18 protein-coding genes are annotated in these 24515 nt (G+C 45.0%); 13 read left to right on the top strand and 5 right to left on the bottom strand.

The genetic code is table 11. From position 1 onward, the window contains the following. Positions 1 to 184: 184 nt before the first annotated feature. Both L3V33_RS15590 and L3V33_RS15585 read right to left on the bottom strand, forming a co-directional pair. Positions 185 to 913 (bottom strand): DUF3379 domain-containing protein, encoded by a 729-nt coding sequence (locus L3V33_RS15590; protein WP_146456870.1) that lies wholly within the window; start codon positions 911 to 913, stop codon positions 185 to 187. Continuing rightward, positions 906 to 1454, bottom strand: coding sequence for a sigma-70 family RNA polymerase sigma factor (locus tag L3V33_RS15585; RefSeq protein ID WP_029224857.1), 549 nt, complete (start codon positions 1452 to 1454; stop codon positions 906 to 908). Before L3V33_RS15585 ends, L3V33_RS15590 begins: the two co-directional genes overlap by 8 nt. Positions 1455 to 2018: 564 nt before the next feature. Between L3V33_RS15585 and fadI the strand changes: the two genes are divergently transcribed. Both fadI and fadJ read left to right on the top strand, forming a co-directional pair. Further along, positions 2019 to 3326: an acetyl-CoA C-acyltransferase FadI gene (fadI, locus tag L3V33_RS15580; RefSeq protein WP_146456868.1), complete on the top strand. Its 1308-nt coding sequence runs from the start codon at positions 2019 to 2021 to the stop codon at positions 3324 to 3326. Next, complete coding sequence (gene fadJ / locus L3V33_RS15575; protein ID WP_237290778.1) at positions 3326 to 5572, top strand: fatty acid oxidation complex subunit alpha FadJ; 2247 nt, start codon at positions 3326 to 3328, stop codon at positions 5570 to 5572. Before fadI ends, fadJ begins: the two co-directional genes overlap by 1 nt. 569 nt (positions 5573 to 6141) lie before the next feature. On the opposite strand, the gene L3V33_RS15570 is transcribed toward fadJ, so the two are convergent. Then, complete coding sequence (locus L3V33_RS15570; protein ID WP_237290777.1) at positions 6142 to 8919, bottom strand: insulinase family protein; 2778 nt, start codon at positions 8917 to 8919, stop codon at positions 6142 to 6144. A 304-nt stretch (positions 8920 to 9223) separates the two neighbouring features. On the opposite strand from L3V33_RS15570, the gene sixA reads away from it, so the two are divergent. Next, positions 9224 to 9688, top strand: coding sequence for a phosphohistidine phosphatase SixA (gene sixA, locus L3V33_RS15565; protein WP_054548175.1), 465 nt, complete (start codon positions 9224 to 9226; stop codon positions 9686 to 9688). Positions 9689 to 9798: 110 nt separating this feature from the next. On the opposite strand, the gene smrB is transcribed toward sixA, so the two are convergent. Further along, positions 9799 to 10329 (bottom strand): endonuclease SmrB, encoded by a 531-nt coding sequence (gene smrB, locus L3V33_RS15560; RefSeq protein WP_076678070.1) that lies wholly within the window; start codon positions 10327 to 10329, stop codon positions 9799 to 9801. Positions 10330 to 10391: 62 nt separating this feature from the next. Here smrB and prmB point away from each other — a divergent pair, with 62 nt between their 5' ends. The 10 genes from prmB to hflX all read left to right on the top strand — a co-directional run bounded on the left by prmB (position 10392) and on the right by hflX (position 22742). Continuing rightward, positions 10392 to 11324 (top strand): 50S ribosomal protein L3 N(5)-glutamine methyltransferase, encoded by a 933-nt coding sequence (gene prmB / locus L3V33_RS15555; protein WP_146456864.1) that lies wholly within the window; start codon positions 10392 to 10394, stop codon positions 11322 to 11324. A 240-nt stretch (positions 11325 to 11564) separates the two neighbouring features. Further along, positions 11565 to 12206, top strand: coding sequence for a LysE family translocator (locus L3V33_RS15550; RefSeq protein WP_146456862.1), 642 nt, complete (start codon positions 11565 to 11567; stop codon positions 12204 to 12206). Between the two features lie 562 nt (positions 12207 to 12768). Then, positions 12769 to 14226 (top strand): protein adenylyltransferase SelO, encoded by a 1458-nt coding sequence (locus L3V33_RS15545; protein ID WP_237290776.1) that lies wholly within the window; start codon positions 12769 to 12771, stop codon positions 14224 to 14226. 157 nt (positions 14227 to 14383) lie between these two features. Next, positions 14384 to 15112, top strand: coding sequence for a response regulator transcription factor (locus L3V33_RS15540; protein ID WP_102576057.1), 729 nt, complete (start codon positions 14384 to 14386; stop codon positions 15110 to 15112). A gap of 72 nt (positions 15113 to 15184) precedes the next feature. Next, positions 15185 to 16630 (top strand): ATP-binding protein, encoded by a 1446-nt coding sequence (locus tag L3V33_RS15535; protein ID WP_237290775.1) that lies wholly within the window; start codon positions 15185 to 15187, stop codon positions 16628 to 16630. A gap of 110 nt (positions 16631 to 16740) precedes the next feature. Continuing rightward, the gene (locus L3V33_RS15530; RefSeq protein WP_017073600.1) at positions 16741 to 17988 is read left to right on the top strand and encodes an ABC transporter substrate-binding protein; all 1248 of its coding nucleotides are present in this window, start codon (positions 16741 to 16743) and stop codon (positions 17986 to 17988) included. Positions 17989 to 18169: 181 nt separating this feature from the next. Next, complete coding sequence (locus L3V33_RS15525; RefSeq protein ID WP_135457972.1) at positions 18170 to 19108, top strand: sugar ABC transporter permease; 939 nt, start codon at positions 18170 to 18172, stop codon at positions 19106 to 19108. Further along, positions 19105 to 19962, top strand: coding sequence for a carbohydrate ABC transporter permease (locus tag L3V33_RS15520; protein ID WP_004736059.1), 858 nt, complete (start codon positions 19105 to 19107; stop codon positions 19960 to 19962). Before L3V33_RS15525 ends, L3V33_RS15520 begins: the two co-directional genes overlap by 4 nt. Before the next feature lie 6 nt (positions 19963 to 19968). Beyond that, positions 19969 to 21081, top strand: a complete 1113-nt coding sequence (gene ugpC, locus L3V33_RS15515; protein ID WP_237290774.1) for a sn-glycerol-3-phosphate ABC transporter ATP-binding protein UgpC — start codon at positions 19969 to 19971, stop codon at positions 21079 to 21081. Positions 21082 to 21374: 293 nt separating this feature from the next. Further along, entirely contained in the window at positions 21375 to 22742 is a 1368-nt protein-coding gene (gene hflX / locus L3V33_RS15510) for a GTPase HflX (RefSeq protein WP_017073597.1), read from the top strand. Between the two features lie 108 nt (positions 22743 to 22850). Here hflX and pfaD read toward each other — a convergent pair whose 3' ends face one another. After that, a complete protein-coding gene (gene pfaD, locus L3V33_RS15505) occupies positions 22851 to 24488 on the bottom strand; it encodes an eicosapentaenoate synthase subunit PfaD (RefSeq protein ID WP_237290773.1) in 1638 nt (545 codons plus the stop codon). Positions 24489 to 24515: the final 27 nt, after the last annotated feature.

Below are 24515 nucleotides of genomic sequence, written 5' to 3'. Positions count from 1 at the left end.
TTGAGGGTAAAATTATGGAAATGACGCCTATCTGGCACGAAAATGGTGTGAAATGCTGTTTTTTAGAGTTTTAACTCTAGAGGTATTGGTGTGGTGAATGATTTTGCGGTTTATTGATAAGTAAAGCCCAGCAATATCAGTGATATACTTGCTGGGCTTTTTGTGACGGGGCTTTGAGAGCGAATTAGCTCATCGGTTTAATCATTTCGGTTAGCTTTTCGGCGATTTTAGAGACATCCTCGCCATCTTCGCCGACAAGGATCAAACTGCTGCCATCGATCGGTGTTACTGAGCCTGACATGCCTTTTTCATCAAAGTCGATAGACTTGTCAGTCGGAATTCCAGTTAAAAACAGAGTGACCTTGCCTTTTTCGCCTTGAAAAACCATGTGCATTGCGTTGGACTTACCAAAACCGCAATGGTTTAGGTAATACACATGATAAGGGAAGGCTTCATCAAACTGGTAAGCAAATGGATTCATTTTTGCGTTGATCTGTTGTGATGTAACTTGTTCGTCGATTGAACTAACAAAACTTTTCTCATCAACAACATGTTTCATCGCGGTATCGACCAAACTTGCTTGAGCTGGAGCAACCAGTGCGTTTCCCCAATTAACCTGTCCGACCAATAAGCCTGCAACGAACGCAACTGAAGCGGCCATCGCCATTGCTCGTCGAGCAAAAGTAGGTCTTACGACTTTGCTTTCTTCGCTCGATGTTTGATTGAACAGAATGCGATCAGCAAGATCGTCGGGCACATCAACATTCATTGCTGAATGGATATGCTTATCAAGCGATAGTACATCGTCTAAGAAGTGACTATTGGCTTCACTGCTTGCTACAGCATCGATAATATCTGGTGTTCGTTGTTTAGGTTCCGACAAAACACGACGACGAAATTCTAAATCATCCATTATGTTGCCCCCTCTCTGCCTCTTCTGTATCCAGCATCTCTTTCAACTGATTTCGAGCTCTGAATAAACGTGTCATTACTGTGTTTTTGTTGAGATTGAGGATATCTGCAATCTCTTCACCACTAAATCCACCAATCACTTGTAGGAAGAGTGGTTCACGGTAATCGACTTCAAGTTTCATGATCTGAGCTTGCAACCACAAATGTTGATGGTGCGGGTCATCACTGACACTAGCATCATTACCATGATCGTCGATATCAACTAGATCAAACTGTTTGCGTTCAAAGCGACGTGCGTTCTCGCGCCTCAAGATAGTAATAAGCCAAGACTTAGCGGCTTTTTCATCTTGAAGGCTATCTAATGACTTCCATGCACGAAGGCAAGTTTCTTGCACTAAGTCTTCGGCAATGGTTTTGTCTTTGCATAACCAATAAGCGTAGCGAAAGAGGTCACGATGATAAGCACGCACGAGTGCTTCGTATTTTCTTTGTTTGTCCATATCAGAGTTGACCGGACGCTTGGCAGTTTTCTTTCCAAACATTTTTATTATCGACACACGAGCCTCCATAATTGCTCTGTGTATAGCTGTCTTCTATACGTTGTGCTTTGTTTTTATATTGTGTTTCGTTTTTAGAGCTACCGATTTGCAGGAAATCGTAAAATCACAATGAAAATTGATCTACTTCAAAATCTAAGGCTTCGAACAAGCTATAGTACACCTTGTCGTCTAGTTAGTCATTCGTGGCTAGCATGTTGAGCAAGACGACACTTCCTTTTGAAGGCTGACTTTACTTTCTCCTAATCAGGAAACTGATTATTTCAATTGGCGTTAAGTTAATTGCTTTATATACATTCCGACCACACAGCTTTGTGTGGTTTTTTTTTGCCTCAAGAAAACAATCCTCACACACTGCAATAACAGCGCCTACTCATAATAGTTTAGTCTCTTACGACAACCTTTCCCCCCAAAAGGTTCGCCTGAAGGTGCAGTTAAATTTTCAAACAGTGAGATACTCGTATCACGTTTATTTAAACGCTCGTTTGATTTTATTAACAACTTCTTTACAATGCTTCAGGTCAGACCTCTTAACATTAAGGAGAAACCATGGGCAAACAGGAAGTCAAAACCCGTTCTGGAGAACGTGTTGCCGTTGTCGCTGGATTACGAACCCCATTCGCTCGTCAGAGCACTGAATTTAGTCAAGTGCCTGCGGTTGATCTAGGCAAAATGGTCGTGAGTGAAATGCTTGCGCGAACAGATATCGATCCTGCGCTTATTGAACAAGTCGTGTTCGGTCAAGTAGTACAGATGCCAGAAGCGCCAAACATTGCACGTGAAATTGTGCTTGGTACTGGTATGGATATTAATACCGATGCGTACAGCGTGACACGAGCTTGTGCAACTAGCTTTCAAGCCGCGGTTAACGTGGCCGAGAGTATTATGGCTGGCTCGATTGATGTTGGTATTGCTGGTGGGGCGGATTCTTCTTCTGTATTGCCTATCGGTGTTTCCAAAAAATTGGCTGCAAATTTATTGGCGCTGAGTAAAACGAAAACCATGGGTCAGAAGCTGAAGATTCTTAAAACACTTTCAGTCAAAGATCTGATGCCAGTGCCACCGGCCGTCGCAGAATACTCGACCGGTTTATCCATGGGACAAACGGCTGAGCAGATGGCGAAGACGCATGGTATTACTCGCGAAGCTCAAGACGCACTTGCTCACCGTTCTCACTCTTTGGCTTCTCAAGCATGGAAAGAAGGCAAGATTAAAGACGAAGTGATGACGGCATTCCCAGCGCCTTATAAAAAGTACCTCGCGGAAGACAACAACGTTCGCCACGACTCAACGGTTGAAGGCTACGCGAAACTGCGCCCGGCATTCGATAGAAAGTACGGCAGTGTAACGGCAGCCAATGCAACTCCTCTTACCGATGGCGGCGCTGCGGTGATGTTGATGCGCGAAGGTAAAGCTAAAGAGCTAGGCTTAGAAGTGCTTGGCTATATTCGTGGCTATGCATTCTCAGCGATTGGTGTTGAAACGGATATGTTGATGGGGCCGACTTACGCGACCTCTCAAGTATTGAAGAATACCGGTCTAGAATTATCAGATCTAACGCTTATCGAGATGCACGAAGCATTTGCAGCCCAAGTTCTGGCTAACGTTAAAATGTTTGCAAGCGATGAATTTGCTCAGAAAAATCTTGGCCGTGAAAAAGCGCTTGGCGAGATTGATATGGAGAAGTTCAACGTTCTGGGTAGCTCAATTGCTTACGGACACCCGTTTGCAGCGACTGGCGCACGCATGATGACCCAAACACTACGTGAACTGAAACGTCGCGGCGGCGGCTTAGCACTGAATACAGCTTGTGCGGCTGGTGGCTTAGGTGCAGCAATGATCTTGGAGGTGGAATAATGTCTACGACTCTTGATGTGAAAAAAGAAAAGAAAGCAGTCAAAAAAACGGATTCAACTCCAGTGGCTGCATCCAAAAGTGACAAGACAGTTACAAACGATGAAGCCGTAAAACAGGCGACCGCATTTTCTTTAACTATCGATGACCAAGATATTGCATGGCTTGCGATCGATGTGCCAAACGAAAAAATGAACACGCTACAAGCGGCGTTTGCCGAAGAAATGAAAGCCATCTTCGAGCAGTTGAAGGAAAAGCAAAGCCGCGTAAAAGGCTTGATCGTTCACTCACTGAAACCAGATAACTTTATCGCTGGTGCTGATGTGCGAATGCTTGATGCGTGTAAAACCGCTGACGAAGCACAATCTTTGGCTCGCCAAGGGCAGGAGATGTTCCAAACATTGTCTGATTTGCCTTATCCAGTCGTAGCTGCGATCCATGGCCCTTGTTTAGGTGGTGGTTTAGAGCTAGCTCTTGCCTGTGATTATCGCGTATGCACCGATTCAGACAAGACTCGCCTTGGTTTGCCAGAAGTCCAACTAGGTTTGTTGCCCGGATCGGGCGGGACACAACGTCTTCCTCGCCTTATCGGTTTGCTGCCTTCTCTTGACCTTATTCTTACGGGTAAGCAACTGCGCGCTAAGAAAGCGAAATCTTTAGGTGTAGTCGATGCTTGTGTTCCGGAAACTATCTTGCTCGAAGTGGCTAAAAGCTTTGTTGAAAAGAATGCTGGTAGCAAAAAAGGCAAACGTCTAGCGTCTCAAAATCAGGCTTCAACTAAAGAAAAGCTGATTTCACGTAATAGCCTTGGTCGTAAAGTGATTTTCGAACAAGCTTCTAAGAAAACTAAACAGAAAACACGCGGCAATTACCCTGCAGCCGATGCAATTCTAGATGTAATTCGCTATGGCCTAGAGAATGGTTTTGATAAAGGCCTTCAGTATGAAGCGAAGCGTTTCTCTGAGCTGGTAATGACTACGGAATCCAAAGCCCTTCGTTCGATTTTCTTCGCCACCACTGAAATGAAAAAAGAACACGGTGCAGACGCAGAACCTAAAGCCGTTAAGCGTGTTGGTGTATTGGGTGGCGGTCTAATGGGGGCGGGTATTAGCCATGTTAGCGTTGCTAAAGCTAAAGTGCCGGTTCGCATTAAAGACGTATCCAATGAAGGTGTTCTGAACGCACTTAACTACAACTTTAAGTTGTTCGACAAGCAGCGTAAACGTCGCATTTTGAGTAAAGCTGAACTTGAAAGTAAAATGCTGCAGCTTTCTGGTGGTATCGACTTTACGAGCTTTAATCACACCGATGTCGTGATTGAAGCAGTATTTGAAGACCTCGATCTTAAGCAATCGATGATTGCCGACATTGAGGCGAATGCGAAACCTGAGACTATTTTTGCGACCAACACTTCTTCATTGCCAATCCACAAGATTGCAGAGAAGGCACAGCGACCAGAAAACGTTGTCGGTCTTCACTACTTCAGTCCTGCAGATAAAATGCCATTGGTTGAAGTTATTCCTCATGAAACAACGTCAGAAGAGACGATTTCGACAGTTGTTGCATTAGCGAAGAAGCAAGGCAAAACGCCAATTGTTGTTAAAGACACGGCGGGTTTCTACGTGAACCGTATTCTTGCTCCGTACATGAATGAAGCCGCGCACTTATTATTGGCAAATGAGCCGATTGAAAAGCTCGATAGCACGTTATTGGACTTCGGCTTCCCGGTTGGCCCTATCACCTTATTAGATGAGGTGGGTGTTGATATCGGCGCGAAGATTATTCCAATTCTAGTGAATGAGCTTGGCGATCGTTTCCAAGGCCCTGATGTGTTCGATATTCTTTTGAATGACAACCGTAAAGGCCGTAAGAGTGGCAAAGGTTTCTACACTTACAAAGGTAAGAAGAAGGAAGTCGATAAGTCAGTTTACAAGCTGCTTAAGCTGCAACCAGATCCTAAGTTGAGCGATAACGATATCGCGATGCGCTGTGTGTTACCTATGCTAAACGAAGCGGTTCGTTGTTTGGATGACGGTATTATCCGCAGCCCACGTGATGGCGATATTGGTGCTATTTTCGGTATCGGTTTCCCTCCATTCTTAGGAGGTCCGTTCCGCTATATGGATCAAATCGGTGTTAAGTCATTAGTTGAGATGATGAACGACTTCGCTAAAAAGTACGGTGACCGTTTCGCACCATGTGATGGCCTACTGACACGTGCTGGTTTGGATGAGTCTTTTTATAAGTAACTCTCTCTACAAGTAATGTTCTAGTAAATTGATTATCAAGCCCGTATCAAGCGATTGATGCGGGCTTTTTTATTTTTTTGAGTGTGCGAAAGGAAGGAGATTCCCGACTCAGTCGTTCCTCCTTCTCGGGAATGACGAGGAGTGGTGTGTTCTGTCAGGTAGCGTTGGCTTGGGGTCGGAAATTCCCGACTCAGTCATTCTTCCTTCTCGGGAATGACGTGGGAGAGTGATGTGTTTTGTCTGGTAGCGTTGGCTTGGTGTGGGAGATTCCTGACTCAGTCGTTCCTCCTTCTCGGGAATGACGAGGTGAGGGATGTGTTCTGCCAGATATTATCGGTGTGTCGGGAGATTCCCAACTCGGTCGTTCCTCCCTCTTGGGAATGACAAAAGAGAGGTGAGAGTAAGTTATTAGTGTTACTAGGGGAGAGTTGGCTAAACGCATCGCAATCAAAACTACCGTCATCTCCTAAAGCGACGAAGGAGCGTAATAGGAGATCTGATTTTGTGCTTCATCCAAGAAAAAAGGTTGATGCTTTCACATCAACCTTATGATTTTCATTTCAGCTTTATCAGCCAAGCTCACAGTCTTTAGGGCGTAACTGAAATTCATCAATTGAGCCAATCTCCACACCTGCCGACAACTTCTCTTCCTCATTATGAGCATTGCCGTGTGCATGCATAATCAGACGATTTGCCGTACGAGGTTTAAGCTGGCTGACCACAAAACGCATCATGTCTGAGCGTGTTAGACCTTTGAGGTCTTCTAAGACACGCTCTCTCTGATTGAATTCCAAGTCCTTATTGCCTATCGCAACCCATAAACGTTGGGCGCGACCGCGCAAGGTGGTATCTGGCGTTGAAATCTGATTCCAGAGCCCGCGTTTACTGCTGTGCCATTGATAGTCGTTAAGCTCCAGCAGCACCATGTAAAAGGCATTGAGGAACTCATCTATAGAGGCTAATAAGTCTGCCGGGGCAGCATTCGGTGATTGCACATACAACACAATACCTGGGTGTCGGTTCAACGGCATATTGCCAGTGCCGACCATATAGCCTAGCTGCTGCTTGGTACGAATCTCATGGAAGAAGGTAGCTGACATCAAATGGTTCGCCAATGAATACAGCGCAATATTTTTAGGTGAAATATCAGCACATTGGTAGTAAACCACGATGGCTGAATCATCTTGATTACATACGACTTCGCGTTGGAAGCTGCCGTTTTCACCCAACATGATTAATGGGCGTAGTGACTCTTCGTAAGCTTGGTCTTGAACACGTAATGCATCTTTTAGCGTTTCAGCCATCTTGTGTGCATCGGCTTTTTTCCAATCACCATACACAAACATTTCGACATGCAATTCTGCCAAGATAGCTTGAACAAAAGAAGAGAGTTCATCGACCTCAATCGTTTCCAATGCTTCAATTAATACGGAATAAGGCGGGTTATTTGGCTGAAGTATGCCGGTCATCGCATTAAACAGTTGCGAAATAGGACGATCTTGCGACGCATTATTCCAGTTTCTGAGCAATTGATGCTTAATAGTTTCAAAGCGTGTTGGACTAAAGTCGCGTGCTTGGAAGCGCTCAAGGATCATATTGAGCAGCTGTGGTTGCTTTTCGCTGAATCCCGAAAGCGTGAGTGTTACACCGCCCTGATGGGTATACATGTTGTAGCCCATACCCGCAATCTCAGCCTGGTACGTATCTTTTTCAAGCGAGTCCAAGAACATCTCTACACACAAGCGCGTTTTAACGATGTTTCTCGGGGTAGCGACTGAATGCGGGCTGTCGATAGCGATATACACCACACCTTTAGGTACTCGAAATTGATGGTCTTGGAGGTGCCATAACTTAAAGCCATCCAGTTCTTCTAACAGTTGTGGGTGCTTAGCATCACCTTCGAGTTCAGCAGGGTCTAAGTCGTAGCAAATAAATGGGTTTTTACTTGGCAGCTCAAACATCCAGCCGGGGTTGATGCAGGTAAAGCACTGGGTCTGCTCTGAGCTAAAAGGCGTGACGGAGTAGGGCGTAAAGTACCACTTCGCTTCTCTATCATACTCGAAGCCTTGAGCTACGATGGTGACCCGCATGTTGTCGACAGATAAGTAGGGAAGCAAAGAGCGTTGTAATTCTTCGTCAAAGTGCGACATCTTATAATCGCCATACACTACGTCTTGCTCTTGATAGTGCTGCATGTTGATAACAAGATGACTGACGACATCGAGCGGTCTGGAGGGCTCTTGAAAGCGGAAAGCGGACTCTAAAACGGCGCGCTTTTCAAGATAACGCCACTCTTCGATGCCTTGTTGTTCAATGAGTTTGATGTACTGAAATATTGCTTGAACGACGTTATCGGTTTTGGTTAAGCCTTCGATGGTCATTGAACAACTGATCGTGAAATCACGATAGTTACTGCCACTTGCGCCGCCACCTGCCGAGAGGGAAGTAATCCAACCTTTCTCTTTCAGCTGCATCATCAAACTGCCTTCGCCTTCGTAACCGATAAGGTGTGCAAAGAATGATAATGGCTTAATCCCATAGTGCTCGTCCATGCTTGGCATAGGGAAGGTTAAGATAAGTTTGCGCACTTCTTTTATCGGTTTAACGTGTACTTGTACGCCAGTGCTTAACTCGCCAACAATCGGAACTGCAACCTTCTTGCCTTGTAGATGATGGTTGGTAATAGAACTGAAGCGCTCCTCAACCCAATTCTGCATATCATCAAGCGATTGGTTTCCAGATAACGTCAGTGTCATCAGGTCGGCTGAATATTGTTGCTGGTGGAACGATAAGATCTCTTGGCGAATCGTGTCACCGTTTCTGTCACCTAACGTCTCGATATTACCGACAGAAAACTTCGAGAATGGGTGATTGTGATTCACCAGTTCTTTGGTAACTTGGTACAAGCGTCGCGAGTCGTCGTTGAGTTTCATTTTATATTCGGAATCAACGGCTTGGCGTTCTTTGTCTAGTGCTTCTTCGTTAAAAAGTGGCGCTGTGAAAAATTGGCTGAAGCGATCGAGGGCGGTTTCAAAGGCATTCAATTCAACATCAAAAAAGAAGCAGGTGTGTTCGGTTCCGGTCCAAGCATTGTTGCTACCGCCATGTTGGCTGATAAAACTTTGGAACTCTCCGACCTTTGGATACTTTTCAGTTCCCAAAAATAGCATATGCTCTAAGTAGTGCGCTAAACCCTCTCGGTCGGTAGGGTCATCAAAATGCCCGACATTAACGGCGAGTGCGGCTGCAGCTTTTTGAGCGTTCTGATCGTGAACTAACAGTACTCGCAATCCGTTATCCAAGGTTACGTAACGGTATTGATGTTCATCATTAGGGCTTAAATGCACAGAAGCATCTCCAGAGAAGGTGGTTTTTAAATTATGTACGCGATGATTTGAGGTGCAAACCTTGCGATCACATTTTGGGATATGAAGAGCTTTTTGGCGACTTCTAAATCATTTTTATCGATTTTTATCAGTGATTTATTTTCTTTTAATAAGATTGTTAAGAAAGTCGAACTCTTTAGCAAGTGACTTGATATAATTATTTATATAGACTGCGGCTTCTCTAGTTTGAGAGCCAAACGCTAAGTAGCGTATCGCTGATATGGGATATATCGACTTTCGAAATGTTACGTAGACAGGACTGAACATGAAAATATTCATAATGCGCCACGGTGAAGCAGAACATTTTGCGGACTCGGATGCAGAACGAGCGTTAACCAAGCGCGGGAAAATGGCATCTCTTGCAGTGGCTCAAGCTGCAAATGAGCAGGGGATTAGTCAATTCGATAAAGTGCTTGTGAGCCCATATTTAAGGGCACAAGAAACGTGGTTAGAAATATCTCAGGCGTTTTCCGGAAAGAAAGTAGAAACCTGTGATGATATTACGCCTTATGGAATGTCTGACGACGTGTTTGATTTGACTTTAGCGATGGCTGAAGTAGAAAAACTAGAGACCATTTTGTTTGTTTCTCATTTACCTCTAGTTGGCTACTTAACCGCTGAGTTCGCGACAGGCATGGCACCACCAATGTTTCCGACGTCAGGTTTGGCTTGCATTGAATTCGACCTTGAGACACAAAAAGGCGAGTTACTTTGGAACATCAATCCATAGTCGAGGTTTTATCTAACCTGTAGGCTGAAAGATAACAAAGAAAAGGGCACCTCAATGATTTGAGGTGCCCTTTTCTGTTTTTGACGTTGGGGGGAAATAGTGAGTCGGAGTTATTTATCTGGAATAGCAAGCAAAACCAACAATGCCCCGTTACCACCGAACTCTAAAGGTGCTTGGTGAAAAGCCATTACATCCGGGTGCTGTGCTAACCACAAAGGCACTTTCTGTTTTAGAATGTGCTTACCGATACCATGTTGAACACAAGCACACGCGACACTTTCTTTAATGCAATGAGCAATCATTGCACCTAACTCGCGTTTCGCTTCTTGTTGAGTCATACCGTGCATGTCAAGATACACATCAGGTACGTAGACACCACGACGTAAGCGCTTCACCTCATACTTAGAGACATCATCACGCGCATAACGTGTTGGGCCTTCTTCGCTAAGATGCGGAATGAACTCATCCGAGAAATAAAACTCGCTATCACTGGCTTGTCTTGCCGTGCGAGTAATTTCTTTTTGCTTGGCATTTCTTTTTGGCTGCTGGACTATGGTATCCTGTTGCAACTTTTTAACGCCCTTTACTGCATCGTTGAATAGGGCGAAATCGTCATCGAAGTCGGTGTCTTTTTTGCTCATCAGGTTATGAATTCTAATTAGAAACGTAATTAGCAGTATTGTAGCGCTTTTCGGAGACAATTTTGGATAAGATTTTTGTAGAAGAAGCGGTATCAGAACTACACACGCTTCAAGATGTGATTCGTTGGACTGTTAGTCGCTTTAACGCAGCGGGCCTTTTTTATGGTCACGGCACTGATAACGCGTGGGATGAGGCGGTACAACTTATTTTACCTACTCTTTATCTGCCGATTGATGTTCCTTCGCATGTGATGAACTCTCGTCTAACGAGCAGCGAACGTCTGCGTATTGTTGAGCGCGTAATCAAGCGTATCAATGATCGTACACCAACGGCTTACCTAACCAACAAAGCTTGGTTCTGTGGTCTAGAGTTCTTCGTTGATGAACGTGTTCTTGTGCCTCGTTCGCCAATTGGTGAGCTGATCGAAGCTCAATTCCAACCTTGGTTAACTGAAGAGCCAACGCGCATCATGGATATGTGTACGGGTAGTGGTTGTATTGCTATCGCTTGTGCTCACGCTTTCCCTGATGCAGAAGTAGATGCGATCGATATCTCGACTGATGCACTGCAAGTTGCCGAGCAAAACGTTCAAGATCACGGCATGGAGCAACAAGTGTTCCCAATCCGTTCAGACCTTTTCCGTGATTTGCCAAAAGAGAAATACAACCTGATCGTATCGAACCCACCGTACGTGGACGAAGAAGATATGAACAGCCTGCCAGAAGAGTTTACTCATGAGCCGGAACTTGGCCTAGCAGCGGGTACTGATGGCCTTAAACTGGTTCGCCGTATTCTTTCTAACGCACCAGATTACCTAACTGATGATGGTATCTTGATCTGTGAAGTGGGTAACTCAATGGTTCACATGATGGACCAATATCCAGAAATTCCATTTACTTGGATTGAGTTCTCGAATGGCGGTCATGGCGTATTCATGATCACTCGCGAGCAGTTAGTGGCTTGTGCAGATGAGTTCTCTATCTACAAAGACTAAGTTTCTTTGAGTGCTTTTGGTTTCTGTAGTCGATAAAATTATCTCGACGAACAAAAGAAACTTTAGCCGTATTAATTTAAACGCCATGCAGTAATGCATGGCGTTTTTTTATATCTGTGATTAATGCTTTGTCATTATGATTGAGTGAATATTGTTTAATATTTAGTTGATTAATGTGAATAGCTATTACATATTGATGTTCAAAAGTTGTACGTTTTAGTGAGTTAAGGAGAATTCGCGATGAGCTTTGATACATGGATTTATTATTTACTAGCGGTGCTGATACTGACGGCTTCACCCGGGCCGAGTTCTTTGTTGTGCATGACTAAGGGAGTGCAGTCTGGCTTTAAATTATCGATATTTACCGCGCTGGGTAGCTTAACTGCGATTACTGGAATTCTAACGTTATCGTTTACTGGGCTGGGTGTGATTATCGCTTCGTCTGAGGTGGTGTTTAATGTCATTAAATGGACAGGTGCTGCCTATCTTATCTACCTCGGTTTGAAGTCATTGCGATCTAACCAACAAGATTATGACAAGTTATCAAATCAACAAGCCGGTTCTAAATCTGTTAAAGAAAGTGCTGCGCAGCATTACCTCAGTGGCTTTATTGTTGGCGCGAGCAACCCGAAAGCAATCTTGTTTTTTACGGCGTTGTTCCCACAGTTTATTGACCCTTCAATAGCACTTCTTCCTCAGTTTTCGGTGTTTGCTTTGACCTTCGCTGTGATGGAGCTGTCTTGGCTCTTGGTTTACGCATATTTAGGTGCTAAATCATCAAATTGGTTGTTCGCTAAAGGTCGAGCTAAGATATTTAATCGTGTAACAGGTGGTGTATTTATTGGTGCTGGAGCACTGCTTTCGACGACAACCCGAGCATAATTGATGAAGTGATTGATGGCTTGAATAGTTACAGAATATTCTTGATGCTGTAATAAAAGGTTAATATTAATGTGCTTGCTGATATCGGTGTAAAGTCGATATATTGGTGTTACACCATCACGTTCTCAGGAGAGACATATGCAGCATCAAGAAATGATTCAACACAGTAATTTTGGCGTAATCAGTCGTACTTGGATTTTCTCTACCCTTTCTCTTGTGGGTATTCTTGCTCTAATGTAGTCATTTTATGGCTCTATATTTTTAGTTTTTATTATGAATACACTTTTCAAAAAGTCTTCAAAGTTAGAACTCTTCCTCTCGTAAATGTGGCTTTTCTCATCAGGCTAGCCACTTAGCTTTTTCCTAGGAACTATTTTTCTTAGCATCCACTTCCTCTTAAATAGCCACTTTCTAGTTAGTAGCGATTTTCTCTGAGTAAACTTCTTCTTTTAGTAAAGCAACCAAGTCGCCTTCTCTTAACTGGCTAGACATGTAACCTGCTCTGAAGTTGTTACCAAACTGTGATAATCTTAAGTTATCTTTTATCTACAGTGTACCTCTCATGTCTGTCTGGGATTCTATTTCATTTAACAATCGATTTACTGCATTACCTCGATTGTTCTATACCCCAATTCAACCTACACCGCTCAGCAATGTTCAATGGCTTGCATGGAACCATAACCTTGCGAGTGAGCTCGGCTTTCTGTCATTTGAAGATGCTTCTGAGGAATTGCTTGAGACGTTATCTGGCAATGTTGAACCTGAGCAATTCTCACCGGTAGCAATGAAATACGCAGGCCATCAGTTTGGCTCTTATAACCCTGATTTAGGTGATGGAAGAGGGCTGTTATTAGCGCAAATTGTCGCTAAAAATGGCGAAACGTTCGATTTACACCTGAAAGGTGCGGGTAAAACGCCATATTCACGTATGGGCGATGGCCGCGCAGTTATTCGCTCGACGGTTCGTGAGTATCTATGTAGCGAAGCAATGGCGGGGCTTAATATCCCAACCACACGTGCGCTGGCTATGATGACCAGTGACACGCCGGTTTACCGTGAGAAGCAAGAGTGGGGGGCATTATTGGTGCGCGCTGCTGAATCGCATATTCGTTTCGGTCACTTTGAACACCTGTTTTATACCAATCAGTTGGCAGAACATAAATTATTGGCCGACAAAGTCATCGAATGGCACTTCCCAGAATGCCTCGATGAAGAAAAACCCTACGCTGCCATGTTTAATGAGATTGTTGATCGTACTGCTGAGATGGTCGCATTGTGGCAAGCCAATGGGTTTGCTCATGGGGTGATGAACACAGATAACATGTCAATTATCGGGCAAACCTTCGATTATGGCCCATTCGCGTTCCTTGATGAATACGACCCAAGATTGATCTGTAATCACTCGGATTACCAAGGTCGTTATGCCTTTAATCAGCAACCAAGAATAGGGCTTTGGAATCTGTCGGCACTGGCGCACTCACTTTCGCCGCTGGTGGATAAAGCCGAACTTGAGGCTGCACTCGAACAATACGAACCTCAAATGAACGGTTATTTCAGTCAACTGATGCGTCGTAAGTTGGGGCTACTTTCCAAACAGGAAGGTGACACTCGCTTGTTTGAATCTATGTTCGAGCTGATGTCGCAAAACAAAGTCGATTATCCAAGGTTCTTTAGAACGCTGTCGAACCTAGATACCTTGTTGCCGCAGGAAGTGATTGATCTGATTATTGATCGAGACGCAGCAAAATTGTGGGTAGATAACTATTTGCAACGCTGCGAACTTGAAGACAGTTCAGTGACAGAGCGCTGCGAAAAAATGCGACAAATAAACCCTAAATTTATCCTCAGAAACTACCTTGCTCAGCTTGCAATAGATAAAGCGGAACGCGGTGATAGCAGTGATATTGAAGCATTAATGGTGGTACTGGCTGACCCATACGCAGAACACCCTGACTACGAACACCTTGCTGCGTTGCCTCCAGAGTGGGGTAAAGCGATGGAAATCAGCTGTTCCTCTTAGCCTTCGATGATTCTTTGAGTCGCTAAGTACAGGTAGAGGTCACTAAGATGTGATCTTTATCTGTTCGTTCTTCTAACTTTACAAACATGTCAATAATCAAATAATCGGCCAGCCTATACACTATGTGAATAAGTTGTAAATTTAATAGGTTTGGGCGATGCCAACAAATACTCGAATTCTCGTGGTGGATGATGATCAAGAAATCCGCGAGCTGCTGGAAGAGTACCTAACAAAATCTGGTTTCGATGTGTCTTCTGTGGGAGACGGTGTTGAACTAGAGACCCACCTGCAAAACCAAGGTTATCCCGATCTGATTCTGCTTGATGTGATGCTACCCGGTGATGATGGTTTTACCTTGTGCCAACGAGTACGTAAGCAATCGAATGTGCCTATCATCATGCTGACTGCAGTATCGGATGAAACCGACCAGATCATCGGCTTAGAAATTGGTGCCGATGACTACATTGCCAAGCCGTTTAGTCCTCGTCAATTAATGGCTCGAATCAAAGCGTTATTACGACGTGTTCAAGTGGTGGATGACAAGCCGAGTGATGCACTACCAAAGCAGATTATTTTTGGTGATTGGACGCTTGATACCCTAGCGCATCGGATCTCCCATAATGAAAACGCAGAAGAGATGGACTTGTCAGGCAGTGACTTTTCTTTGTTAATGCTGTTCTTAACTCGTCCTAACGAAGTTCTCGACCGAGATACTATCTCTTTCGCAACCAGAGGCCGAGAAGCGCTGCCTTTTGAGCGAGGCATTGATGTGCAGCTTAGTCGCCTGAGAAGTCGACTGGGCGACAGTGGTAAATACCCTCATTACATCAAAACTATGCGTGGCAATGGCTACATTCTTGCTGTGCCTGTTCAGTATGAACACTAAGCATGACCTATTGTTAATGAAGTAATGCTAATTAAGTATTTCCAATGAAGTATTCTGTATGAAGTGTCTCGTATGAACTGGTTGAGCAGGTTAAAGCCAAACTCCTTGGTCGCAAGAACCTTGTTGTTAACCTTGCTAGCGGTGGTGATCGCTCAGGGTATCGCAACGTCTATTTGGTATAGTGAATCCAAGCACAAAGAACTGGAGGGGATTCGTTCTGCCTCTTCGAGCATGGCGAACATGTTTGCCTCAACGGTGACTTTCTTCCAATCTCTGCCTGTTAAATATCGCCATATCGTGCTGGATCAGATCCGCAATATGGGCGGTACGCGTTTCTTTGTTTCTTTCAATAAAGAGGCTTTGATTGTCGAACCGATCCCCGATACCCGCTTAAAAACCGCCTCGATTGAAGCCATAGAAAGTGTTTTGAGTAGCAAACTCAATAAAGTGGCGTCAGTGCGGGTTGATTTCTCTCGACCTGAACACCTTCGCTTGCTTAAAAACGACATCTACTTAAGCGATCTCCCACGATCATGGGCGCATCATACGCTAACGCTAGAGCCTCTTAATCCACCTATTTTGGTTGTTCAGATAGAATTGACCAGTCATGAATGGGTGTACATTGCGGCATTGTTGCCAGCGCCATATGTGAAACTCGACGATACGATTCTTGGCAGAGAGCAGGTGATCTTCTTAGTTTCTTCAACGCTTATTCTGCTGGTTTTAACTTACTTGATGATTCGTCGCCAAGTGCGACCTCTCAAAAAATTAGCAAGAGCAGCTAATGAAATGAGTATGGATATTCAGCAACCCCAATTGAAAGAAGAGGGGGCGACTGAACTGGTCACCGCAACCCGAGCCTTTAATCGCATGCAGCAGCGGATTCGTCGTTATGTTGTTGACCGAGAGCATTTGTTCTCTGCTATCTCTCATGACTTGAAGACACCAATCACCCGACTCAGGCTGCGTGCTGAGTTGTTGGAAAGCGAAGTAAAAAAAGACAAGTTTAACAAAGATCTGGATGAGCTTGAGATGATGGTGAAGGGTGCATTACAAGCGGTCAGAGACACCGACCTTCATGAAAACAATGCCATTATCGATCTGAACGAGATGATGCTCTCTGTGATTGAACTACACAATCAATACCAAACTCAGGTCGAGTTTGAACCTGCAGTGATTGAGCCTTTGGTTGCCAAACCGCTAGCGATCAAACGCGTGCTTACTAATCTTATCGATAATGCTGTGAAATATGGACAATCAGCTGAGGTGGATATCAGCAGTGATTCTGTGTGGGTCATTGTGACGATTCAAGACCACGGCAAAGGTATTCCTGAAGACAAGTTAGAGTTGGTTTTCGAACCCTACTTTAGGTTGGCTACGGATGACCAAGGACACGGTTTAGGGCTCGGGATCTGTCGCAATATTCTGCATGGACACGGCGGAGATCTCATTATTCGCAACTCCTCTCCAGGTGGCTTAGAAGCCAAAGTCTATATACCAAGAGGCTTAGAAGTGTAATGTAACAATTGTGTTACATAAGTCTTACCTTTTGTTTCAATCCTAAAAATCAAAATAAGTAGACTCTTTATTGAACCGGACGTCGAGTCCGCTAAACATGGAAGATTATAATGAAAATCAATAAAACCCTACTTACTCTATCTCTTCTTGCAGCCTCAACATTTTCTCAAGCCGGTGAAGTGGAAGTGCTTCACTGGTGGACTGCCGGTGGCGAAGCGAAATCTGCTGCGGTACTGAAAGAGATGATTGAAGAACAAGGCCATACTTGGAAAGATTTTGCTGTTGCTGGTGGCGGCGGTGAAAGTGCGATGACCGTTTTGAAAACGCGAGCAGTATCGGGCAATCCTCCATCTGCGGCGCAGATTAAAGGTCATGATATTCAAGAGTGGGGTGGTTTAGGTTTTCTAACATCTCTCGATGCAACTGCGAAACAAGAACAGTGGGATGAACTACTACCAGAAGTCGTCACTAAAGTGATGAAGTGGGATGGAGAATATGTCGCGGTTCCTGTCAACGTTCACCGTGTTAACTGGCTTTGGGCTAACCCTGTTGTTTTAGAAAAATCAGGCGTTACGGTTCCGACTACATTAGATGAGTTCTTTGTTGCTGCAGACAAGATTAAAGCAGCTGGCTTTATTCCACTGGCTCACGGTGGTCAACCTTGGCAAGACGCGACGGTATTCGAAGCAGTAGCACTTGATGTATTAGGCAGTGAAGATTACAACAAAGCGTTCGTCGATCTTGATATGGATGTGTTATCTGGTGACAAGATGGTGGAAGTATTCACCAAGTTCAAAAAGATGCGTGACTACATCGACAGCAACTCTCCCGGTCGTGATTGGAACGTCGCAACGTCAATGGTTATCAATGGCGAAGCCGCGATGCAGATCATGGGTGACTGGGCGAAAGGTGAATTTACTGCAGCAGGCAAAGTGCCGGGTAAAGATTACATCTGTGCACCAGCTCCGGGTACTGACGGCCAATTTACCTTCAATATCGATAGCTTTGCGTTCTTTGAGTTAAGTGACAAAGAGAACCAAAAAGCGCAGCAAGACCTAGCGAAAACCATTCTTACCAAAGATTTCCAAGAAGTCTTCAACCTTAACAAAGGTTCAATCCCTGTACGTCTCGATATGGACATGTCTAAATTCGACCAATGTGCGTTGGACTCAATGGCTACCTTCAAAGCGAGTGCTGAATCTGGCGATCTTGTTCCGAGTATGGCTCACGGCCTAGCGACAACAAGCTACGCTCAAGGCGCTATCTATGACGTAGTGACCAACTTCTTCAATGATAAAGATGCCGATCCTAAACAAGCGGCAGCTAAGTTAGCTAAAGCAGTGAAAGCCGCTATCTAATCTAACTTGATAAGCAACGCACAACGCACGTGAGTGACGGGATGTGTTGCTTTATCGAACCCCCAGGGTGGGTAGGCTCGTAGGGAGTCTATCTGCTCTTCACTTCTAATTCTGATATGCGTGATGCTGATGTGGTGCCGAAAGGTAAGCCATTGGCTCGATTGTGCAACAAGGATAAGTTATGGAGCATGTTTTGACTGAGTCGACTCCAAAATCCACAAGGAGCCAGCCTGCGCCAAAACCAAGTTTTGCTGACAGGTTACAACATTGGTTACCTAAAATTGTACTGGCGCCAACTGCGTTAGTGACCGTGGTGTGCATCTACGGCTATATATTTTGGACGGCAGCCTTGTCGTTCACCAACTCTCGATTTCTGCCTAGCTTTAACTTCGTTGGTTTAACCCAATATGAAAAGCTGATGGACAACGATCGTTGGATAACCTCAATCACCAATCTTGGTGTGTTTGGTTTTCTATTCATGGCGATTGCTATCTTGCTAGGTGTTGGCTTAGCAGTATTACTTGACCAGAACATCCGCCAAGAAGGCGCGATTCGTACCATCTATTTATACCCAATGGCGTTGTCGTTCATCGTGACGGGTACGGCGTGGAAATGGATTCTTAATCCGGGCCTTGGTATTGAAAAACTGATGCATGACTGGGGTTTTACTGACTTCAGGTTCGATTGGCTCGTCAATTCTGAAATGTCGGTCTACACCTTAGTGATAGCGGCACTTTGGCAGTCTTCAGGGTTCGTGATGGCAATGTTCTTAGCGGGGCTGCGCGGTATCGATTCTTCAATCATTAAAGCCGCTCAAATTGATGGGGCAAGCTTACCCACTATCTATCTTAAAATCATTTTACCTTGCTTGCGCCCTGTGGTTTTCAGTGCGGTGATCATTACTTCTCACATTGCAATTAAGAGCTTTGACCTTGTGACGGCAATGACGGCAGGCGGCCCGGGTTATTCATCGGATCTTCCTGCTCTATTCATGTACGCGCACTCCTTTACTCGTGGGCAAATCGGCCTTGGTGCTGCCAGCGCCATGATGATGCTTGCCGGTATCTTAGCGATTCTCGTGCCTTATCTGTACTCTGAGCTTAGGGAGAAAAAGTCATGATGAACAACATAAACTTTGCTCGAATCTTTATTTATTCAGCACTGCTTTTCTTCTGTTTAGTGTACCTAATGCCACTGTTCGTGATGGCGCTGACGTCATTCAAAACTCTGCCTGATATCAAGGCGGGCAACCTGATGAGCTTGCCGAAAGAGTGGGTGTTCGATGCTTGGTATAAAGCGTGGGATACCGCCTGTACGGGCGTGAAATGTGAAGGCATCAAAGGCTACTTCTGGAACTCATTCCAAATGGTGATTCCTGCGGTTGCGATTTCAACATTGCTCGGTGCATTCAATGGTTATGTTGTGACGAAATGGCAATTCAGAGGTTCAAACCTGTTCTTTAGTTTGTTGTTATTTGGCTGCTTCATCCCATTCCAAGTGGTGCTGCTGCCAATGGCAACCATGCTTGGCAAGATGGGGTTAGCGAACACAACCATCGGCTTGGTGATTGTGCACGTTATCTACGGTATGGCATTTACCACACTGTTTTTCCGTAACTTTTATATCTCGATTCCTGATGAATTGATCAAAGCGGCAAAGTTGGATGGCGCTGGCTTCTTTACCATCTTCTTCAAGATTTTATTACCGATCTCAACGCCAATCATCATGGTGACGGTGATCTGGCAGTTTACCGCGATTTGGAATGACTTCTTGTTCGGAGTGGTCTATTCCGGCTCAGATACTCAGCCGATTACCGTGGCATTAAATAACTTGGTCAATACCAGCACTGGCGTTAAGGAATATAACGTCGACATGGCCGCCGCGATCATCGCCGCACTGCCAACACTGTTGGTGTATGTCTTCGCAGGAAAATATTTTGTTCGTGGCCTGACGGCAGGATCAGTAAAAGGATAATTACCCATGGCAACATTAGATTTAAAACAGATCCGTAAAACCTATCGCAACGCGGACAACGAAACGTTAAAGGGCATCGACATCAGTATCGATTCGGGGGAATTTTTGATACTTGTCGGCCCTTCGGGGTGTGGAAAATCCACCCTAATGAACACCATCGCTGGGCTCGAAAATATTAGCTCGGGTGAAATCGTGATTGATGGTGTAGACGTGGCGCAGGTTGAACCTAAAGATCGCGATATTGCGATGGTATTCCAGTCGTACGCGCTTTACCCAAACATGACGGTACGCGGTAATATCGCTTTCGGTTTGAAGATTCGTAAGATGCCGCAACAAGAGATCGATGCTGAGGTTAATCGAGTGGCTGAAATGCTGCAAATCGAACAGTTGCTGGATCGTAAACCGTCGCAGCTTTCTGGTGGTCAGCGTCAACGTGTCGCGATGGGCCGCGCTCTGGCTCGTCGTCCTAAGCTGTATTTATTTGATGAGCCGCTTTCTAACTTGGATGCCAAGCTGCGTGTTGAGATGCGTCATCAGATTAAACGCCTGCATCAGAAGCTCAACACCACGATTGTTTATGTAACTCATGATCAGATCGAAGCAATGACTCTGGCGGATCGCATCGCAGTAATGAAAGACGGTGAACTGCAGCAGTTAGGTACACCTCAAGAGATCTACACCAAGCCAAACAATATGTTTGTGGCGGGCTTTATGGGTTCACCTTCTATGAATTTCATTAAGACCATGGTGGATCTTGATGATGAGCAAAACCCGATCATCAAAGTGGTGGGTACTGCCGAACAAGAACACCACATCCGATTGCCACAGAGTATGCGTGACCAAGATGGCAAAGAGTTGGTGATAGGGCTACGTCCTGAGCATATTACTGAGCAGCCAAGTGATGATGTTTCTGCTTCAACAAAACTAGACTTACAGCTAGAGGTATTGGAACCGACAGGGCCAGATACTATCGCGATGGTCAAAGTTAACGACCAAGAAGTGGCGTGTCGTTTGTCGCCAGAGTTTGAAGTGTCGGTTGGGCAAATGGCGCCCCTGCATTTTGACCTATCGAAAGCCGTGTTCTTTGATGCTCAGACTGAAGCGAGAATTGATTTCTAACTTCTAACTTCTAACTTTTAGTTGCTGAGTTAGTTTAACAATCAAAGTTCATGTCTAAATTAAAGGCAGTATCACCAGTTAGTAATAAATAACGTGATGCTGCCTTTTTCGTTGTCTATACTTGCTTTTTATTCCTTATAAAAACAGAGGGATAAACGATATATATGCTTCTACTGCAATAATATCGTGATTTAGTATCCCTTAGCTCTATAAAGCTGACGTAGAAACGCGTAGGATCACACTACTTTAGATCAAAAACTAGGTTGCACTTTGGTGCATAAACAGAAGAATACATGAAACTAACAGCAAAACCAGCGGCGAATAACGCTTTACTTATTTCTATTACGACACCGGATTTTAAAGGTGACGAAGCAAAAGAGTCTCTTGCCGAACTTGCTCGCTTAGTGTCAACCCTAGGGTTTAAAGTCGTTGGTACGCAATCGCAACATCATAATTCATCTCAACGACAGAATGTGTTGGGTGCAGGTAAGCTTGCCGAAATTGCACATCTAACTGGTTACCAAGGCTCTATTGAAGAAGCTGAAGATGAAGATTTTATTGATGAGTCGTTTGATTTTAGTTCTGAAATCGATGAGCTAGATTTTGATGATCTTCCAACGGGCAACTTCCAATACGGCGCCGCTGATGTTGTGGTATTTGACTGTGATTTAAGTCCATCTCAAATGCGTACTGTTGAGGCGAGTTTGGGTGTGGAAGTATTTGACCGTACTGGCATCATCATCGAAATCTTCAGCCGTCACGCTCGTACTCGTACTGCTCGTCTGCAAGTTGATATCGCTCGTCTAAACTATTTAGTTCCACGACTGCGTGAAACGGCTGAGGGTGATAAAGAGCGTCAAATGGGTCAGGGCGCAGGTGAAACTTCACTAGAGCTAGACCGTCGTAACGTACGTGACCAAATTGCTGCGCTTAAGCGTGAGCTAGTAAGCGTACAAGATGAAATGAAGACCAGACGCACAAGGCGCGCGGAGCTTTTCACTGTTGCTTTAGTTGGCTACACCAATGCCGGTAAGTCTTCGATGATGCGTGCAATGACCGCAACCGAAGTGGTGGGTGAAGATAAACTGTTCGCAACGCTAGATACTACGGTTCGTGCACTTCAGCCAATTACTCAGCCACGTATCTTGGTTTCAGACACGGTGGGTTTCATCAAGAAACTGCCACATGATCTGGTTGCTTCATTCCACTCAACGCTAGCAGAAGCGCATGATGCTTCACTGCTTTTGTATGTCGTTGATGCTTCTGACGTTTCGTTCCGAGCTCAGCTTGATGTCGTACACGACGTATTAGCACAAGTGGGCGTTGAAGGTAGCGAAAAATTATTAGTGCTGAATAAGTGCGATAGATTGACTGAAGAACAGCAATTAGAGCTGATCGAAGAATTCCCAGATGCGATGCTAACGTCGACTCGTGATCCGTTAGATATCACGAAACTGCACAAGTACATCGTTGGTGTTGCTGAAGAAGGCATGATCGAAGAAGAGATCACTATCCCTTATTCTGGACAAGGCATCATCGGTGAGATTCGCTCAAACATGAGTGTGGTTAAAGAAGAGTACGATTACGAACACATCAAATTAACGGTTCGTTCAAGCGCCATTGATTTAGCGCGACTGAAAAAGCGTATGCAAAACTCTTAATCGTCTATCAAATTTAGATAAGAACACCTAAAGAAAAAGCGACCTAAGTGGTCGCTTTTTTTATTCGTTGAGCCTAGCTAATTTAAGTTTAGCTAAGTCATGAGTCACTTAAGCCATTCTTTGAGTTGGCTTCCAGCGTGCGAGTTCAGGATCAAGCTTAATGCCCTGTGAGGTCAGCAAGTTAACGCGAGCCAAGTAGGCTGCGCCATGCATAAGGTGTTTTGCTAGATCAACGGCATTACGTTGCTGATAATCGTCTAGATAGCTGTCTTTTGCCCATGCGTTGAATGCGCCAAGTGCAGGGCCTGCCCATACTTGGTAATCCATTTCACGACCTTGTTCACCTGTGTTTGACCAACGGCTAGAAAGCCCTAAGTACCAACGGAAGATCAACGCCATTTTACGCTTCGGGTTGCCTTCAGCTCGTTCGATTTGTTTAGGGTCGCGCTCGTTAAAGTGCGCCACAGTTCCTGCCCAAATGTCATCCAGTGTTGAACGGAATACTTGCTTCTCTAACTTCAGGCGTTCTTCTGCTGGAATCGCTTCAATTGAATCGTAACGCGTGTATAGCTCGTATAGTTTGTTTGCACGCATTGGGAACAAGGTGCCGCGTTTAACCACTTGCAGTTTCACACCCATTTCGAACATGTCTGCCGCCGGGGCCATAGTCACGTCAGCCATTTCAGTTGTCGAAAGCAGCTTACGTGTGTGTTCGCTCGCGCCAGCCTCAACACACGCTTGGTTGATTGAACCAGTAACAATGTAAGCCGCGCCCATGTTAAACGTCGCTAGAGCAGCGTCAGGCGTACCTACGCCACCACCACAACCGACACGTAGTGGAGTTTTGAATTGGTACTGTGCTTGGATTTGCTCTTTCAGGGCAAGAATCGTTGGCAGTAGGGTAACCAGTGGACGGTTATCGGTGTGACCACCAGAATCGGCTTCTGCAGTAATGTCATCAGCCATAGGAACCAACTGTGCCAGTTCCATTTGTTCTGCTGTGATTCGACCTTCATCAACCAAAGCTTGCAGCATTTTCACAGGAGCAGGTTGCATGAACTTGCTCGCTACTTCAGTACGGCTTACCTTGGCAATAACCTTGTTGCCAATCTGAATCTCACCTTGTGCATCGCGACTAAGGCCTGCTGCACGATAGTGAACGATTTGCGGTGTTAAACCTAAGAAGGCTGAAGCCTCAACCGTTTTTACTTGGTGTTTCAAAAACAGCTCTACACTGCCGCGCTCTAGTGCAGGTTCACTTGGGCTGTGAATCAGGTTAAACGCGTAAGGGCCGTTTGGTAGTGCTGCTTGAATACGGTTGATCGCTTGTTCAACGCGAGACGGGATTAAGCCCGCTGCGCCAAATGAACAAAGAATGCCAGCCTGACCAAGCGCAATCACCAACTCTTCTGACGAGATACCGTTTGCCATTGCGCCTGCGTAGTAAGCGTATTTCACGCCGTGGCAGCGACGAAAATCTTCGTCGCCTAAACTTTGTGTGCCAAGAGCTGGAGCAAATGCGCTAACAGGCTGGCTGTTTGCAGCGCTTGCTGAATCGCCCGATGCAATCTCAGCTTTTTGGCTTACGCCTAAGCCTTTTTCTGGATGGTTCACGACGTAACAAGCAAGGCTTAAGTCTTTTAATATTGTCGATATTGCCGCGTTATCAAAGCGAGTTGTGCTCTCTTCGATCTGCCAAGGCCACGGAGATAGCTTTTCGTTATTGATTGTAGTTTGAGTTGTCATAATTATTTCTTTCCTAGTCCCGTGTCA

Source organism: Vibrio sp. A2-1 (assembly GCF_021728355.1).
Classification (GTDB): Bacteria; Pseudomonadota; Gammaproteobacteria; order Enterobacterales; family Vibrionaceae; genus Vibrio; species Vibrio splendidus_K.
Note: the sequence above shows the minus strand (reverse complement) of the source record. Positions and strands in the feature narration are given on the sequence as shown.

What these genes read in the sequence shown, in the direction of transcription:
- hflX (WP_017073597.1), top strand. Translation starts at nt 21,375, where the DNA reads ATGAAACTAACAGCAAAACCAGCGGCGAATAACGCTTTACTTATTTCT.
- L3V33_RS15545 (WP_237290776.1), top strand. Translation starts at nt 12,769, where the DNA reads ATGTCTGTCTGGGATTCTATTTCATTTAACAATCGATTTACTGCATTA.
- L3V33_RS15530 (WP_017073600.1), top strand. Translation starts at nt 16,741, where the DNA reads ATGAAAATCAATAAAACCCTACTTACTCTATCTCTTCTTGCAGCCTCA.
- L3V33_RS15520 (WP_004736059.1), top strand. Translation starts at nt 19,105, where the DNA reads ATGATGAACAACATAAACTTTGCTCGAATCTTTATTTATTCAGCACTG.
- pfaD (WP_237290773.1), bottom strand. Translation starts at nt 24,488, where the DNA reads ATGACAACTCAAACTACAATCAATAACGAAAAGCTATCTCCGTGGCCT.
- sixA (WP_054548175.1), top strand. Translation starts at nt 9,224, where the DNA reads ATGAAAATATTCATAATGCGCCACGGTGAAGCAGAACATTTTGCGGAC.
- L3V33_RS15525 (WP_135457972.1), top strand. Translation starts at nt 18,170, where the DNA reads ATGGAGCATGTTTTGACTGAGTCGACTCCAAAATCCACAAGGAGCCAG.
- L3V33_RS15540 (WP_102576057.1), top strand. Translation starts at nt 14,384, where the DNA reads ATGCCAACAAATACTCGAATTCTCGTGGTGGATGATGATCAAGAAATC.
- L3V33_RS15535 (WP_237290775.1), top strand. Translation starts at nt 15,185, where the DNA reads ATGAACTGGTTGAGCAGGTTAAAGCCAAACTCCTTGGTCGCAAGAACC.
- L3V33_RS15590 (WP_146456870.1), bottom strand. Translation starts at nt 913, where the DNA reads ATGGATGATTTAGAATTTCGTCGTCGTGTTTTGTCGGAACCTAAACAA.
- smrB (WP_076678070.1), bottom strand. Translation starts at nt 10,329, where the DNA reads ATGAGCAAAAAAGACACCGACTTCGATGACGATTTCGCCCTATTCAAC.
- L3V33_RS15550 (WP_146456862.1), top strand. Translation starts at nt 11,565, where the DNA reads ATGAGCTTTGATACATGGATTTATTATTTACTAGCGGTGCTGATACTG.
- fadI (WP_146456868.1), top strand. Translation starts at nt 2,019, where the DNA reads ATGGGCAAACAGGAAGTCAAAACCCGTTCTGGAGAACGTGTTGCCGTT.
- fadJ (WP_237290778.1), top strand. Translation starts at nt 3,326, where the DNA reads ATGTCTACGACTCTTGATGTGAAAAAAGAAAAGAAAGCAGTCAAAAAA.
- L3V33_RS15585 (WP_029224857.1), bottom strand. Translation starts at nt 1,454, where the DNA reads ATGTTTGGAAAGAAAACTGCCAAGCGTCCGGTCAACTCTGATATGGAC.
- ugpC (WP_237290774.1), top strand. Translation starts at nt 19,969, where the DNA reads ATGGCAACATTAGATTTAAAACAGATCCGTAAAACCTATCGCAACGCG.